11 protein-coding genes are annotated in these 15,359 nt (G+C 57.9%); 5 read left to right on the top strand and 6 right to left on the bottom strand.

Features of this window, described 5'->3' with window-relative positions; genetic code table 11:
• Window positions 1-41: 41 nt before the first annotated feature.
• Genes GOB82_RS12105 through GOB82_RS12085 form a run of 5 tightly spaced genes read right to left on the bottom strand, consistent with a single transcriptional unit; the run spans window position 42 to window position 6,196 of the window.
• Window positions 42-251, bottom strand: a complete 210-nt coding sequence (locus GOB82_RS12105) for a hypothetical protein (RefSeq protein WP_166123442.1) — start codon at window positions 249-251, stop codon at window positions 42-44.
• A gap of 17 nt (window positions 252-268) precedes the next feature.
• Window positions 269-1,666, bottom strand: a complete 1,398-nt coding sequence (locus GOB82_RS12100; protein ID WP_166123440.1) for a TolC family outer membrane protein — start codon at window positions 1,664-1,666, stop codon at window positions 269-271.
• A gap of 5 nt (window positions 1,667-1,671) precedes the next feature.
• On the bottom strand, window positions 1,672-4,143 hold the full coding sequence (locus GOB82_RS12095) for an ABC transporter permease (RefSeq protein WP_166123438.1): 2,472 nt from the start codon (window positions 4,141-4,143) through the stop codon (window positions 1,672-1,674).
• A gap of 13 nt (window positions 4,144-4,156) precedes the next feature.
• The gene (locus tag GOB82_RS12090) at window positions 4,157-4,840 is read right to left on the bottom strand and encodes an ABC transporter ATP-binding protein (protein ID WP_166123436.1); all 684 of its coding nucleotides are present in this window, start codon (window positions 4,838-4,840) and stop codon (window positions 4,157-4,159) included.
• An 18-nt stretch (window positions 4,841-4,858) separates the two neighbouring features.
• Window positions 4,859-6,196, bottom strand: a complete 1,338-nt coding sequence (locus GOB82_RS12085; RefSeq protein ID WP_242007397.1) for an efflux RND transporter periplasmic adaptor subunit — start codon at window positions 6,194-6,196, stop codon at window positions 4,859-4,861.
• A gap of 156 nt (window positions 6,197-6,352) precedes the next feature.
• Here GOB82_RS12085 and GOB82_RS12080 point away from each other — a divergent pair, with 156 nt between their 5' ends.
• The 4 genes from GOB82_RS12080 to GOB82_RS12065 all read left to right on the top strand — a co-directional run bounded on the left by GOB82_RS12080 (window position 6,353) and on the right by GOB82_RS12065 (window position 11,506).
• Window positions 6,353-7,573: a sigma-54-dependent transcriptional regulator gene (locus tag GOB82_RS12080; protein WP_242007396.1), complete on the top strand. Its 1,221-nt coding sequence runs from the start codon at window positions 6,353-6,355 to the stop codon at window positions 7,571-7,573.
• A 1-nt stretch (window position 7,574) separates the two neighbouring features.
• A complete protein-coding gene (locus GOB82_RS12075; protein WP_166123434.1) occupies window positions 7,575-8,783 on the top strand; it encodes a sensor histidine kinase in 1,209 nt (402 codons plus the stop codon).
• 160 nt (window positions 8,784-8,943) lie between these two features.
• Window positions 8,944-10,209, top strand: coding sequence for an MFS transporter (locus tag GOB82_RS12070; protein WP_265794595.1), 1,266 nt, complete (start codon window positions 8,944-8,946; stop codon window positions 10,207-10,209).
• A 43-nt stretch (window positions 10,210-10,252) separates the two neighbouring features.
• Window positions 10,253-11,506 (top strand): arsenic transporter, encoded by a 1,254-nt coding sequence (locus tag GOB82_RS12065; RefSeq protein ID WP_166123432.1) that lies wholly within the window; start codon window positions 10,253-10,255, stop codon window positions 11,504-11,506.
• Window positions 11,507-11,658: 152 nt separating this feature from the next.
• Here GOB82_RS12065 and GOB82_RS12060 read toward each other — a convergent pair whose 3' ends face one another.
• Window positions 11,659-12,558: a S1/P1 nuclease gene (locus GOB82_RS12060; protein WP_166123430.1), complete on the bottom strand. Its 900-nt coding sequence runs from the start codon at window positions 12,556-12,558 to the stop codon at window positions 11,659-11,661.
• A gap of 313 nt (window positions 12,559-12,871) precedes the next feature.
• On the opposite strand from GOB82_RS12060, the gene GOB82_RS12055 reads away from it, so the two are divergent.
• Window positions 12,872-15,301, top strand: a complete 2,430-nt coding sequence (locus GOB82_RS12055; protein WP_166123428.1) for a TonB-dependent receptor — start codon at window positions 12,872-12,874, stop codon at window positions 15,299-15,301.
• Window positions 15,302-15,359 lie beyond the last annotated feature (58 nt).

Raw genomic sequence — 15,359 nt, 5'->3', positions numbered from 1 at the left:
TTTCTACAATCCACGTCGACGCCATTCATATCTGGGTGGCATCAGCCCTCTCGCTTTCGAAGCAAGAGTGGCATAATCACTTCTGACCGGCACAAAACCGTTACAAGTCCATAGCGTTCCTCGTAACGCACGATCAGCGTCATGGTGAGGAACACGGCAATGCCGAGTGCGAGCCCGACAAGGTTGATGGCCGTATACAGCCTGTGCCGTGACAAGGTGCGCAGTGCGGGCGCTACAATTCCGGTCAGCATCGTGTGTATCCTCTCCTTTACCAGCCTGCGCGGTCGATGGCGGCGAGGGGGGCCTGAAGCGGTTCCCAATCACGCGTTCTGGCGTGCCGGAGCGGGGCATCGGCATCGTAAGGCCGGGTGTCGGGCAGCAGGGTGCCTGCCTGAAGCTGGCCGATGGCGGCCAGAAGCTGGGCTTCCGCCACAATCGTGTCGTGCTGGCTTGAGGCCAGATCCACCTGTGCGGAGCGCAGGTTCTGGTCCGCATAGAGCACATCTGTCGTGCTTCGCAGGCCATAGCCATATTCAAGCTGGTAGCCTTTCAAAGTCATCTCGCCAGAGTGCACTTCCGCCAGACCGGCCTTGATGGCTTCCAGCCCGTTTTCCACCGCCCGCCAGTTTGTCACAACGTTCTGAAGGGCTGCGCGGCGGGCAAACTCAACATTCTGCCGGGCCTGTTCATCCTTGTCCCGCGCCTGACGGATCTGGGAGTTATAAAGCCCGCCATTATAGAGCGGCTGGACCAGTGAGACTGTTCCCGTCACCTGTTGGGCATATTCCCGTTCGCGAAAGGGAGAGGCAGGTCCAATGGTGCCGAACGTGCCCTGAACCTGAATTTGCGGCCCCCATTGCGAACGGGCGGTATCCACATCGGCCTGCGTGGCACTTTTGGTTTCGCGCATCTGGGCCAGTTGCGGGTTGGCGGCGAGTGCCGCTTTCATGGCCTGATCCAGGCTGGAGGGCAGGCCGGGCAGGGCGGCGGGCATGGTCAGTGTTTTCGGCTCCACGCCCGTTACCGCCTGAAACTGGGCTTCCGAGGCCGCACGTGTCGCACGCGCCTGTGCGAGAGCGACTTCGGCTGAACGGCGGCGCGTTTCTGCCTGCTCGACATCTGTCCGGGTCACCTGCTCGGTGGGGGCACCGCCCAGAGTGTAGCGGGATGTGGTCAGCCGCACCTGCCGCTCCAGCATATCCAGATCAGCCTTGCGGATGTCCTGCACGGCGCGGTCTCGCAGCACGTTCATATAGGCCGTGATCACGCTGGTGAAGACCTGCGCTTCCGTCAGGCGTAAAGCATGACGTTCCGCATGGGAGCGGGCATCCGCCGCCCGCACCTGGTTGGCTGTGTGACCAAAGGAGTAGAGCGTCTGCTTGGCTGCAACATACCCTTCGGCATAGTTGGACGTATAGCTGCCGAGCGCGAAGGCGTTTGTATAAGGGCCCTGCTGGTAGTTGGCATCCATATTGATGGACACAGTTGGCCGCCAGCCCGAGCGGGCCTGAACGGAGTTTTCCGTAACGGCCTTCTGGTTGGCCTGTTCCCCCAGAAGCGTGGGGTTGCTCCGGTAAGCCCGGGCAAGCACATCCTGAAGTGTCTGGGCGTGAGCACCCTGCACAACGGCAACCGCTACAACGAGACCTGCGATAATGCGATACATGGCCCTTACTCCGCACGAAGAGCCCGTGCCGGTTCGGCACGCGCGAGACGAAGGGTCTGCCCGAGAACAGTCAGCGCTGCGATAAACGCCGCACCGCAGGCAGCAACAAGGAACAGGGAAGGGGTGAGGGCAATGCGCTCATCAAACCCATTCAGCCACTGGCGCATGATGATCCAGGACACCGGGCAGGCCAGAAGGCAGGCAACAAGCACGGGTTTCAGAAAATCACGCAGCAGCAGAACAATGGTTTGGCTCCCCGTAGCCCCCAGTGTTTTACGGATACCGATTTCGTGCACACGGCGCGTTGCGGCAAAGGCCGCCAGACCATAAAGACCGAGGCAGGCAATCAGCAGGGCGGCAACAGCCCCAAGCGTGAACAGGTGCCCGCGCCGTTCATCGCCCGAATAGTAAGTCTCCATCAGTTCGTCAGGCGGGGAAAAATGACTGGCCACATCGGGCAGGAGTGTGCGCCAGGCGTGATCAAGACGCTCCGCCATGATCGTGCGCGAAACGCCTGAAAAGCGGACGGCTGGAATAGGGTCATCAAACGCAACGTGCTGGAGCGGGGAGAAGAACAGAATTTCAGGAGCAATAGTCTCACGGGGTGAGCCAAAGCGGATGTCTTCAATCACGCCAATAACCGTGAAATGATTTGCATCTTCACGAATAACCTTGCCGATCGCGCCCGCAGCATTCCCAAACCCGAAGGCGCGGGCGGCCTTGCTGTTGAGAATGACATTCCAGCTTCCGTGCCCGTTTCCGATATCCTCTTTGGCCGGGCCTTCATCCTGCCCGTGTGAGGCATCAAACCAGCGCCCGGCCAGAAGGTGAGGCTGATAACTGTCCCGATACCCGGACGAAACACGATCCTGCGTGAGCTGCGCTTGAACGCTCCCTGTGGGGCCGTTATAGACAAAGCTTGTGCGTGTGATGGAATGCGGGTTGGGTTGGAGCTCGCCAAAGGCAACGGATGTCACCCCGGGCACGGCCCGCAAGGCATCCATCATGCGGCGTTGCAGGCCGATTTCCCCGCTGTGCATCTGCTGACCTATCAGAAGGCCGGATTTGGCATAGCCACGGTCTGCATTGCGCAGAAAGCTGGTCTGCCGATCAATCACCAGCGTGCAGATCACGATACAAATTGCAATTGCGAACTGGGCCGCCACCAGCGCGTTGCGCAACACTGTGGCTTGGCGGCCGCCTGCGGGCATGCCCGTTGCGGCCAGAATTTTCGCGGGCTGATAGCCCGACAGAACCAGTGCGGGATAAAGGCCTGAAGCCAGACCACTGCCAAGAACAACAAGCGGCAGCAGGAGTGCGATAAAGCCGTAATCAACCCTGATCGCTTCCCCTGTCATGCTGGCAATGGCAGGGGTGAAGGCCTCACAGAGCGCCAGGCCGCTAAGGCCAGACACAAGCGAGACAACCATGGCTTCCCCCATGAAATGCCCGAACAGCATGCGCCGCGGTGCTCCGAGCGTTTTACGAAGGGCGACTTCCCGTGCTCTCAGCCCGGCACGAGCGGTTGCGAGATTAACAGCGTTCGCGCAGCCGAGGGTAAGGGCGAGCAGACCAATCAGGCCGATGCTGTCAATAATGCGCCTGTCCACACCGCTCTCTGTATCCTCCACGTTTGCATCATGAAAATGCAGGGCGCGCAGGGGAGTGAGAGAGAGGTGGAATGTCTTTTCCGGGTTGGAGCCGAGAGAAATCGGATCATCAGCCGGACCGGCGGTCCGGTGCGCCACAAAATCGGTCAGGCGGTCACTCACAGAGGCAATGTCTTCACGTCGGTGAAACTTCAGAAAGATGTTCCCGCAACTGCTGCCCCAGAAGCGGAAGCATCCCCGTGTCAGACGCTCCTGCGGGGGGATGGGCACGATCATGTCCACACCATCCAGCACTCCGGGAGAAGGAGGATCAGCCAGAACACCCGTGACGACCTGCACAGTTTTCTGGCCCGCCCTGTTGAGTTCGACCGTTTTCCCCAGTGTGTCGGACGAGCCAAAGAGCGTCATGGCGGCGTGCTGCGAGAGCACCAGACCATCAGGCCGTGTCAGGGCTGTTGCCGGGCTGCCGTGCAGGAACCGCAGAGAGAACATCTGAAAAAAAGCGGGGTCTGTCATCACGCCGCCAAAGTTTGTGAACTGCCCGTCTTTCACAACGCACAGGTCTGTCCCTATAAACGGCACGGCCTCCTCGATTTCTGAAAAATCCTGTTTTAGGAAGGGGAGAGCCTTAAACGTGGCATCCGCGCTTTCATAAGGCGTTGTGCCGGGCATGGACCAGTGCTCATCCATGCGGGCAAGCCTGTCCGCATCGGCAAAACCTGCGTTGAAACTGTATTCAAACCGGACCAGCAAGGTGAGTGTGAGAAATACGCCTATTCCCAATGCCAGACCGAAAATATTCAAGCCAACATACAAAGGATGGCGGCGGGCCTGCCGAAACAAGCCCCGGAGGATGGAGATTATCACCACGCGTCTCCTTTCAGATGGCGTTCCGCACGGAAATGACAATCTGCCCGTCCAGCATATCAACCCGCCGTTTGGCGAGATCCGCATGGCTGGGGGAGTGCGTGACCATGATAATGGTTGCTCCTTCGTCATTCAGTGTCTGGAGAATATCCATGACCTGCGTGCCGTTTTCAGTATCGAGGTTTCCTGTCGGTTCATCCGCAAGGATCAGCCGGGGTTCCCCCACAATGGCGCGGGCAATGGCCGCACGCTGCTGCTGGCCGCCGGAAAGCTGGGAGGGGTAGTGTCTGGCGCGATGCGCAATTCCCACACGGTCCATTGCACGGGCCACGCGCTCCCGGCGCACCGCTTTGGGAATTTTGCGATAGACGAGCGCAAGCTCTATGTTTTCCTCAACTGTCAGTTCATCAATCAGGTTGAAACTCTGAAAGATGTAGCCGAGATTTTCCCGGCGGAACCGGGCCAGGGCCGCCTCGTCACGCTTTGTCAGTTCTTCTTCGCCAAAACGGTAGGAGCCTGCCGTTGGGCGATCAATAGTGCCCAGAATGTTGAGCAGGGTGGATTTTCCGCAGCCTGAAGGCCCCATGATGGCAAGGAATTCGCCCTGTGCGATCTCAAGTTCGATATCATGCAGGGCGGTGGTTTCCACCTCATCAGAGCGGTAGAGGCGCTGGATATGGGAGAGGGTGATCAGCATGTCATAAGCTCCTGCCGCTCAGCGGATCGAGAGGTGGTTGAAGTTTTTGTAGGCATTGTAGGAAGAGATGATCACCTGATCCCCTTCATGCAGGCCGCCGGTAATTTCCGCCTGTTCAGGGTTGCGGCGGCCTGATGTAATGATGATGCGGTCCGCACTGCGTCCGTTGGGGGCCATGACAAAAGCCGAGGCCCCGCCACTGGCTTCCAGCCATGCTCCGTTGGGCAGCACCAGCGCTGTATGGGTCTCACCCAGTGTGATGCGCAGATCAACACTCTCACCCCGCCGTAGCCCGACCGGAGGCGGGGTATCGAAGGTCAGTTCCGCACGGAACTGACCGTTGGTGACCTGCGGGTGCACGCGCGCCACAGTGAGCGAGAGTTTTGTATCGCCAATATCAGCCTGTGCCCGTTCCCCCACGGCAACGCGACCCAGATAGAATTCATCAATATCGGCATCCAGCCGGTAATGGCCTTCACTGTCGATCTGCCCGATCCTGTCTCCCGCCTTGAGCGACTGGCCAGGCTGGAGGTCAAAATTGGTCAGGCGTCCGTCAAGAGGAGCATGCAGTGTCAGGGCATCAAGGCTGCTCTCAACCACTGCAAGGTTGGAGCGCAGGCGCTGGCCTTCCTGATCAATTTCCTGCTCCTGCCGGTCTGCCACCCGAACGTCCTGTGTGCGGGCCGCGTCAAGCCGCTTGAGGCGCTGGGCATAATAATCCGCTTCGTCACTGTAGGACTGGACATTGGCATCGGATTCAAACCCCTGCTGGCGGAGCTGTTCACGGATAGAGAGTTCGTGCCGGGCCTTGAGCAGATTGTAGCGTGTCTCGGCAAGCTGTGTTTCTTCAGCCGTGCGGGTCTGCTGCAAGGTGAGGCGCTGGGCGCTGACAGCCCCGAGCTGGCTTGCAATGGCTGCCTCACGCGAGGTGACATCGAGCTGAAGCTGTGGGTTTGTCAGCCGCGCCAGCACAGCCCCTTTCTGGACGAGCGCTCCATCCCGCGCCACTACCTCGGCCACTTCCCCCCCCTGCACGGCATTGATGAAGGTGACATTCAGGGGAGCGACAGTCGCGCGTAGCGGAAGATAATCCAGAAAAGGCGCTGACTGAACGGTTGCGATGGCAATCTGTTCGCGTTGGACGGAAAGTGTGCCGGAAGCCGGCACCAGCCGCCATCCTGCCCAGGCAAGCGCGATAACAGCAAGCGGGCCGCCATAGCGCACCATCCGCCGGAAAAGCACCTTGCGGGGTGAGAGGCCTACCGTGCGGTCCATACCCGCGCCAGACACGGAATGCGTCACCCTTTTCGTGGGGGTGATGTCCGGCGGCATGCTGCTTGAATCAGGGTGATTCATAAACTGTTTCTCCTCTTGAAAAACAGTGTATCGTAGAAAGATAGAAATTTATCTCATTGAAAAACAATGAGAATTTTAGAATGTAGCCGCACATCTGTTCGGAACCGGACAGACTGTCCGGAAACGGACACCGCTGAGGGAGCTGTCAACAGGGCCATGAACGCATCTCATGACGACATGAGCGAAAAGAACGCCACACATCATGACGCAGCGCCATGCCTGCTGTTTGTGGATGATGACCGTGATATTCAGGTGGCCGCGCGCATATTGTTCCAGCGGCGAGGCATAAACATGCTCTCGGCCCATGATGCCGCGGAGGCTTTGACCCGCCTGGCGTCTCACCCGGTTGCGCTTGTTCTGCTTGACCTCAATTACACCAAAGGCGCGAGAACAGGCGCTGAGGGATTGGCTCTGCTAAAGGATATGCTTGTGCTCCGTCCGGATTTGCCGGTTCTTGTCGTGACGGGCCACAGCGGGGTTTCCATCGCGGTTGAAGCCATGCGGGCCGGGGCCACTGATTTTGTCATGAAACCATGGAACAATGAGCGGCTTGTCAATCTTGTTTCAAAAACCCTTGAAAAGAGCAGGGTCTCTCATTCTTCAGAAACGGACCCCGTGTTGATTGTTGCCTCACAGGTCATGAAGCAGTGTGTAGCGGATGTGGACCGGATTGCCACCACGCGGGCACCGATCCTTATTTCCGGCCCGGCCGGAGTAGGAAAAATGCTCCTTGCGCGGCGTATTCACGCACTTTCCAATGATACGGGAGCGCTACATGTTCTAGATGCGGAAGACTGTGAGGCCCTGCCCGAAGAAGACGGTGTATGGATTTTCCGAAATAGTGAGGCCCTTTCACCATCTTTACAGCGCCACCTGACTGACCGGCTTGATGAGCGCAGCCCGCCGCGCGTGATTGCGCTGTCTTCTCTGGAGCCGCACACTCTTCGCTCGCGGCTTCAGCCAAAACTGATGCTGCATCTTGGGCTGGTGACACTGAAAATCCCGCCCTTATCTGAACGGCCGGATGATATTCCCGCGCTGGCGGCCCACTTCCTGCATTATTTTTCCGTGCGTCACATGCTGCCGGAGCCAGAGCTTGACGCAGTCCGTAGTGCTGCGCTGCAAGCTGAAGTTTGGCCCCAGAATGTCCGAAGCCTGAGGGCCGCCGTAGAGCGCGCTGTGATTATGGGAGGATGGCAGGCTTCTCCAGAGGGACCGGGTAACCAGGCAGAGGAGACGCAGACCCTGCGGGATACAGAACGCTCTCTGATTGAGGCGGCGCTGCGCAGGCATAGTTTCAACGTCACGCAGGCAGCAAGGGAGCTGGGGCTGACACGTCCGGCGCTCTATCGCCGCATGGCACGGTACGGGCTTTAAAATGTCCGCAGTTTTCTCCGTCGCGGTTCGTCTTGCCGGCATTGCTGCGGCATCCCTGCTGGTCGCACCGGTCTGGCAGAAAGGGTTCTACGCCACGGCACTCCTTATTGCGTGCGGGGGGCTTGGCTGCGCTGCATCCGTAATAGCGACACACAGGGAACTGGCACGGCGGGCCCTGCGGCTTGAACCCTCTGTGGTCAGCCCGACAGACCGGGAAAAACTGCGGAACCGCGCCCTGCTTGATCATGCGCCAGTCCCCTTGCTGTTCCGAAGTGTGGATGGGTCCGTACACGCCGCCAACCGTGCGGCCCGAAGACTGTTTGGAACTGAAGACCGCCTGATAACGCCGCCGCCTGCCTTGCTTGAGGCGCTGAACGACAGACGTCTTCCGTCTGAAGGCCGGATGATCCGGCTGGCGGCCTCATCCGGTGGCACACCCCGCGTTTATGCCCTTTCGGCAAGGCACGGTGCTGGCGTGGGGGGCATTGTGGACTATCTTGCTCTTACCGATGTGGAAGCAGGCTTCAACGCAGCCGAAGCTCAGGCCCTGCGCGATCTGCTCCAGATCCTGAGCCATGAGATCATGAATTCGCTTACTCCCATCGTCTCTCTTTCGGTTACGGCGGACGAACTGTTTGCAGAACTCAACCCGGGTCCGGCCCATGCACTTGTTCAGGAAGCTCTGACGACCATCCGGCGTCGGGCGGAAGGTCTGGACAGGTTTGTGCGGGGCTACCGGGATCTTGCGCGCCTGCCTGCGCCAGAGTTGAAACCGATCGAGTTAGGAGCGCTGCTACGCGAAACACAGAGAGTGTTTGAGGCGCGCTGGGGCGGGAGCATCACGCTGGAACTTTGTCTTCCCGCCGTGCGGGTCGTGGTGCGGGCCGACAAGGGGCAGGTAGAGCAGGCCCTTCTTAACCTTCTGAATAACGCCGCCGAAGCCTGCCAGACTCAGGCCCCGCCACGGGTGCAGCTTGCCGCAGAACTGGAGGAAGGTTCCGCAACCATCCTTGTGCGTGACAATGGCACAGGTGTTGACCCGGCACTCCGCGAGCAGATTTTCCATCCGTTTGTGTCGTTCAAGGAAAACGGAAATGGCGTTGGCCTCAGTCTGGCGCGCCAGATTGCACTCGGGCACGGTGGTTCCCTTGAGTTGGAAAGCCCCGAGGCCGGGACAGGATGGCAGACTGTGTTCAGACTGCGTTTGTAACTACGCGCCGGTTTCTGTTCCAGGCCGCTCCATTCCGCCACCACCTTGCCAGATACATTGCCAGCGTAATAAACACGGAGCACCAGTTTGGCTGCTATCGCTGCCTTTTATACGAAGACTGCTTTTCAGTATCAGGCTATATGAACGGGGGAAATCGCTTGTGACTCTTTCTCTTCCGGCACGAGCAGAAACTGGCGGGGATGGCCTTCGGCAAGACCTGAGCCGCGCCATGATCACCCTGTGTGCCCTCAATTTTTTTATGGCGGATGTTCAGGCAGGTATTGGCCCCTTTCTAGGGGTTTTTCTGCAACAGCATGGCTGGCAGACCGGGCCGATCGGGTCTGTAATGACTGCTGGCGGCATTGCCGGGATGCTGGCCACCATACCGGCAGGTGCCTTTATTGACCACACGCGCAAAAAGCGCCTGGTGGTTATTATCACCGGCCTGTGCACGGTTCTGGGCTCGTTCTTATTGCTGGCGTCTCAATCAGGGGTTGTGGTGACGCTGAGCCAGCTTGCAACAGCACTGGCCGGCGCCGCCATTGGTCCTGCCATGGCTGGCATGACACTGGGCATTGTCCGCCAGAAAGGCTTCAACTCGCAAATGGGCCGCAATCAGGCCTGGAACCATGCGGGGAACATGGTCGGGGCAGGCCTGTCCGGCTGGCTTGGGTGGCGCTTTGGCCTTCCGGCAATCTTTTTCCTGTCAGCAGGGTTAGGCGTGCTGGCCATTGTGTCCGTTCTCGCCATTCCTGAACGGACGATTGATCATGAGGCGGCACGCGGTCTGGAAGACGACGCGGAACACCACGGCGGTGGGCAGTCAGACAACCTGAAAGCCTTCCTGCGGCACAAGCCTTTGCTCGTACTTGCAGCGTGCCTGTGCCTTTTTCATCTGGGCAACGCGGCAATGCTTCCGCTTTACGGAATGGCGGTGGTGAGTGCAGGGCATGGGAATGCCGCCACGTTCACGGCAACCACTGTTGTGGTGGCGCAGGCGGTGATGATCGCTGTCAGCCTGCTGGCAACGCGCTGGATTGCACGCCGTGGATACTGGATAGTGCTGCTTGTATCCTTCGCGGCGCTGCCGGTACGCGGGATTATTGCCGGAACTTTCATAACCCACTGGGGTGTGTGGCCGGTTCAGGCTCTGGATGGTATCGGCGCAGGGCTACAAAGCGTTGCGGTGCCCAGTCTGGTCGCACGCCTCTTGAAGGGCACAGGGCGCGTTAATGTGGGACAGGGCGTGGTCATGACAACGCAGGGTATCGGCGCCAGCCTGTCCCCTGCTTTGGGGGGGTGGCTTGCTCAAGGGATGGGCTACGCCACCGCTTTTTATACACTTGGATGTCTGGCTGTGCTTTCCATTGTGCTCTGGGTGGGATTTGGGTCCACCATCCGGTCGGCAAGCGATTGTAAGGCATGATGATGCTGATGAACGGAAATCCTGTTGAGCATGGTGACACTGAATGACGGTTGAAAATGAAGCGATCTGGATCATTGCCGCTCTGGCAACAGCGGGGGTGATTATCCGGCCATTCCGTGTTGCCGAATGGATCTGGGCGGTGACCGGGGCTGTCCTGCTGGTCATAACTGGTCTCATGCCGGGGGCAGAGGCTGCCTCGGCTGTTATGAAAGGGATGGATGTCTATCTGTTCCTGACAGGCATGATGCTGCTGAGTGAGACGGCGCGGGCGAACGGTCTGTTCGACTGGCTTGCGACCCTAGCGGTCAATCATGCGGCCGGTTCAACAACGCGCCTGTTCACGCTGATCTTTCTGACCGGTGTGGTGGTGACGACCTTCATGTCCAACGATGCCACGGCCGTTGTGCTGACCCCGGCGGTTTTCGCCGCCGCAACCAAGGCAAAAGCCAACCCGCTGCCCATGCTGTTCGCCTGTGCGCTGATAGCCAATGCCGCAAGCTTTGTCCTGCCTGTCTCCAATCCTGCCAATCTCGTGCTGTATGACGGCATGCTGCCGTCGCTCGGAGCATGGCTGGCATCATTCGCATTGCCCTCACTGCTGGCGGTTGGCACGACCTATCTTGTTCTGCGCTTCGTCAATCGCGGCACCTTGCGGGCAGCCTGCGCCCCGCAGGTTGAAGCCATGCGCCTGAGCACGGGCGGCAAGGCCGCATTCGCCTGCATCGGTCTGACAGCGGTCCTGCTGGTCACGGTTTCGGCTTTTGACCGGCCGCTCGGCCTGCCGACGGCTCTGGCCGGGGTGGTCACGGCACTTGGGGTCTCGGCTCTGGCAAGACAGTCCCCCTTCGGGCTGGTCAAGGACATTTCATGGGGAGTTCTCCCGCTCGTTGCCGGGCTGTTTGTTCTTGTCAGCGCGGTAGACCGTACCGGCCTGGTGAGCCTGCTTGCCGAGACGCTTCGGAAAGCAGCCGAGCAGGACAGCACGGCAACATCCCTGTGGTCCGGGACGATTCTGGCGTTTGGTTCGAACATCATGAACAACCTGCCTGCCGGCCTTATCGCCAGCGAGGCCGTGGCCAGAGCACATGCACCGCGTCTGGTGGTTGATAATCTGCTGATTGGCGTTGATCTCGGACCGAACCTTTCCGTTACAGGCTCTCTGGCCACGATACTCTGGCTTCAGGTCATCCGGCGGGAAGGGGAGGATGTGGGGTTCCTGCAATTCCTGAAAGTGGGCGCCATCGCCATGCCGGTTGCTCTGGCCGCGGCTCTGGGAGCACGCGTTCTGCTCGGGTAATAGAAGAAAAACCGGGCTGCTTTTCGTCCCTGAAGGGCAGGGGATGTGAACGGCCCGGACTATCAGGCCGCATTACCGGGCCATGGGTCGGCTTAGCTGCGTGAGGGGCTTGCAGCGCCCTGACTTCCCCTCACACAGCATGCTGCCGAAAATTACTTTGAAATCTGAACGCCTGAGAGAGCCGTGTTCAGCATGTAAGCAAGGCGCACTCCGGCTTTCATAAGCTGCTGACGCGCAACGCTCTGTGCTGCCGCATCATATCCCGGGGGGAGTTCAACAGGAGCGCTGTCCGGGTCACACCCCGGTTTCGCGGCAAGCTGGTACGCATACGTACGGGCAAGGCCGAAGCTCTCCTGCACCCAGTCAGAGGGCGTGCCCTGCTGCCATGCCTGTTTGTCATCATAGGTAATCTGGGTGAACAGGGATTGAGCCAAATTGTCGGGATTGGGGTCCAGTTCAGACACTACGGCTGTATCCCAATAGGAATGCAGGTTGATTGTGCGCGGTCCACCCAGAGAGAGGCGCACACAATTCCCGCCCTTGTCATGGTTATCGGCCGCATGCAGGGGCTGATGCAGATCCCCTACAAAATGTACCAGATATTTCAGTGCCAGAACACGCTCGGCAGGACTGGTGGCCGGTGCGGCAAGTTCCTTCTGGAATTGTGAAATTTTATTCACAACACAGTCTTTTGCAGGCCCGGCGCTGGCGGGCCCCACCTGCTCAGGGAAATTGTAGCAGGCCTGAATCAGATCCGGGTGATCCAGCTCAATATCAACAAAATGCCATTCGGTTGTTTCCTTGTGCCCCGCCGCACGCCATGCGTCCGCCCATGTGGAGCGGGAAAGCAGGTCAGGCGGGGTCAGGGTATCTTTATCCTGCCGCAGAATGAGATCGACCTTATCTCTTACATCTGGTGTCAGGTAATCCCACGCCAAAGCCGCAACAACCTGATGGCCTTCACGCCCCCATGCCAGCGTCTGTGTCGAGCCAGTAGCGAGACCGAGCAAAACGCTCCCGGTCAGGGCGAAATAACGAGTTAATGGTTTCATGAAAGATTACTCTTCAGTAACTGTTTGAATTTCGCTTTGAACGTAGTGGGTTTTGAGAAATTGAAATTATAAAAAAAATTATAATTCATTCATGTTTTGCACCAAAACGAGAATGTTTCGCGCCTTTATCCGGGCGTTTCCGGGAAATATGAAATTATTATGAATGCCTTCTATTAGCAAAATAACTGAATAAGATGCGCTCGAATTTCTCATGTTTCCTCGTTGAAAGTAGGACTGGATGTACTTCAAGCGACACTCTTCAGTTTTCGCCTGCCTGATCTGCTCGACCGTTCTGTCGTCACCTCTTGTGGCAATGGCTGACACAGTGTCTTCCAAAAAGACATCCGTCGCGGCAAATGGCAAACACACGTCCGTCAAGGCTGCCAAAGCCGCCAGAAAGGACGCGATCCTGCCCACCATGCTGGGTCAGACCTCTCCGACTGATGAAAACGTGGAAGTGCATGGCCACACACGGGATCTGGGAGATGGTGACACAGGCCGGGCCTTTGGCGGCGGTCTCATGACCCCGACAGACGCGCCCAAATCCGTTTCTGCCGTCACGCGCGACTACATTGCCAAACAGAACCCCGCCCTGAACCCCATGCAGCTGATCCAGTTGCTGCCGGGTGCGAACGTGTCTGACAGTGACCCGCTGGGCATGACGGGTGGCAATATGTCTGTCCGTGGCCTGACAGAATCCCAGATGGGCTTTACCCTTGAAGGGTTCCCCATCAACGATATCGGAAATTTTGCTGTCTATCCGCAGGAAATTGTTGATTCAGAAAACCTGAAAACCGTTCGTCTGGCTCAGGGCTCCGCGGATCTTGACAGCCCCCATGTCAGCGCATCCGGCGGTGTGGTTGATATGTACATGATTGACCCGAAAAAGGTGATGGGTGGTCATGTGGATATGACCTACGGGTCATATAATGCAACACGCGGCTTTGCCCGCTTTGACACGGGCTACATCGGCAACACCAATCTGCGTGCCTATTTCTCCTATTCTCAGGGCCGCCAGGACCACTGGCGCGGTCCGGGCTGGGAAAACAAGAAGCACGGTGAAATGAAAATCGTGAATGACTGGGGTGATGGCAATCGCATCTCTCTGGCTGTTGTCGGGAATTCACTCAAAAACGATGCATACCCGACCGTCACAAAGGCAAGCTGGGACAAGTGGGGTATCGGGTTTGATAATCCCATCGGCAGCAGCGGCCTGAAGCCGAAGGACCCGCCAAATACGGTCTTTGAGCGCCATTATGTGGCGGGAGATGCCAACTACTACAAGCTGCGACCCAATCCCTTTACCAATATTTACGCCTCCATGCCGTCCACTTTTAAACTGGCGGACAATCTTGTCCTGACCGAAACACCGTATTTCTGGTATGGATACGGGAACGGTGGCGGTGGGTATTCAACAGACATGACCAAGATGTCCTATGGCAGCCAGACCCTGCCGGGAAGTCTGGACGGGCAGACGCCCTCGGGCAAGGTGATGTTGTATAACCCGTCTCTTACGGAAACGTGGCGGCCGGGTGCCACAACCAAGCTGACATGGACAGCAGGCATCAACCGCCTGATGGTTGGCTACTGGTTCGAATATTCAAAGCAGCGCCAGACCGCGCCGTACAGCGGTGTGAGCAGCGATGGCACGCCCCTGAGCCTGTGGGGTGACAGCAACAATGTTGTGCTCAGCAACGGGCAGACCGCGCAGTACCGTGATACCCTGACAAACACTCAGGTGCACACGCCGTTTATTGGTGACAGCCTTTCCCTGTTCCATAACAAATTGACCATTGATGCGGGCCTGAAATACTCCATCATCATGCGGCAGGGCACAAACGACCTGCCGGATGTCAGCCAGAAATATGTCCGCACGAATTACTATCAGGCTCTTCCCACAGCGGCGGTGCGCTACAAGATTGATACGCATAATCAGGTTTTTGTTTCAGTCTCCACCAACTACCGTATCCCGCAGAACTATGCGCTGTATGACTCAGGATCGTATGTAAAAGGCACGGGCTATTCCACGAAAGCCAGCCCGAACCAGCAGCCTGAAATTTCCATTTCGGAAGAAGCAGGCTGGCGCTATCAGGATGATCTGATTTCAAGCTCCATTACCTATTTCCATTATAACTTCACGAACCGTCTGTTCACCCAGACCAGCACCAATGATCATGGCCAGTATTGGACAACCAATATCAACGCGGGCGGTGAACATTCAGATGGTGTGGATGCAGAAATCGGCACCCGCCCGCTGCACCACATTCGCCCTTATGTGTCCTTTGAATATCTGCACGCCGTGACAGACAGCAATCTGCCTGTTTCTTCCGGCGCGATCACGGATTACATGCGCACCAAGGGGAAGGTCGCCCCGCAGGCGCCGGCCTATCAGGTTGGCTTCGGGCTGGATTATGATGACGGGCATCGTTTTGCAGGCTTCAACCTGAAATATGTGGCCAGACAATATTCCACCTTCATGAATGATGAGCATATTCCGGGTTATGTCCGCATGAACGTCAATGTGGGGTATCGCCTGCCTAAAATGGGGATTTTCAAAAGCCCGACCATTCGCCTCAATCTTCAGAATATCTCGAATGAGCGCTATCTGGGGTGGATCAACACCACGCAGGTCAATGCCAATGCCGCCAGAGGCATTTTCGGGAACATGATTGCCGGGAAGTCACCCAATTACAAAATTGCCTCTCCGTTCGCGGCACTCGCAACACTCAGCAGTGATTTCTAAGGGAATGATCTGAATTTTCTCAACACTGCTGCTATAGACAGCCCATATCAAAACAGAA

Source organism: Acetobacter farinalis, from assembly GCF_011516935.1.
GTDB lineage: Bacteria > Pseudomonadota > Alphaproteobacteria > Acetobacterales > Acetobacteraceae > Acetobacter > Acetobacter farinalis.
This window is presented reverse-complemented; position numbering and strand designations above follow the sequence as displayed.

What these genes read in the sequence shown, in the direction of transcription:
- GOB82_RS12060 (WP_166123430.1), bottom strand. Translation starts at nt 12,558, where the DNA reads ATGAAACCATTAACTCGTTATTTCGCCCTGACCGGGAGCGTTTTGCTC.
- GOB82_RS12065 (WP_166123432.1), top strand. Translation starts at nt 10,253, where the DNA reads ATGACGGTTGAAAATGAAGCGATCTGGATCATTGCCGCTCTGGCAACA.
- GOB82_RS12080 (WP_242007396.1), top strand. Translation starts at nt 6,353, where the DNA reads ATGAACGCATCTCATGACGACATGAGCGAAAAGAACGCCACACATCAT.
- GOB82_RS12075 (WP_166123434.1), top strand. Translation starts at nt 7,575, where the DNA reads ATGTCCGCAGTTTTCTCCGTCGCGGTTCGTCTTGCCGGCATTGCTGCG.
- GOB82_RS12100 (WP_166123440.1), bottom strand. Translation starts at nt 1,666, where the DNA reads ATGTATCGCATTATCGCAGGTCTCGTTGTAGCGGTTGCCGTTGTGCAG.
- GOB82_RS12055 (WP_166123428.1), top strand. Translation starts at nt 12,872, where the DNA reads ATGGCTGACACAGTGTCTTCCAAAAAGACATCCGTCGCGGCAAATGGC.
- GOB82_RS12090 (WP_166123436.1), bottom strand. Translation starts at nt 4,840, where the DNA reads ATGCTGATCACCCTCTCCCATATCCAGCGCCTCTACCGCTCTGATGAG.
- GOB82_RS12105 (WP_166123442.1), bottom strand. Translation starts at nt 251, where the DNA reads ATGCTGACCGGAATTGTAGCGCCCGCACTGCGCACCTTGTCACGGCAC.
- GOB82_RS12085 (WP_242007397.1), bottom strand. Translation starts at nt 6,196, where the DNA reads ATGAATCACCCTGATTCAAGCAGCATGCCGCCGGACATCACCCCCACG.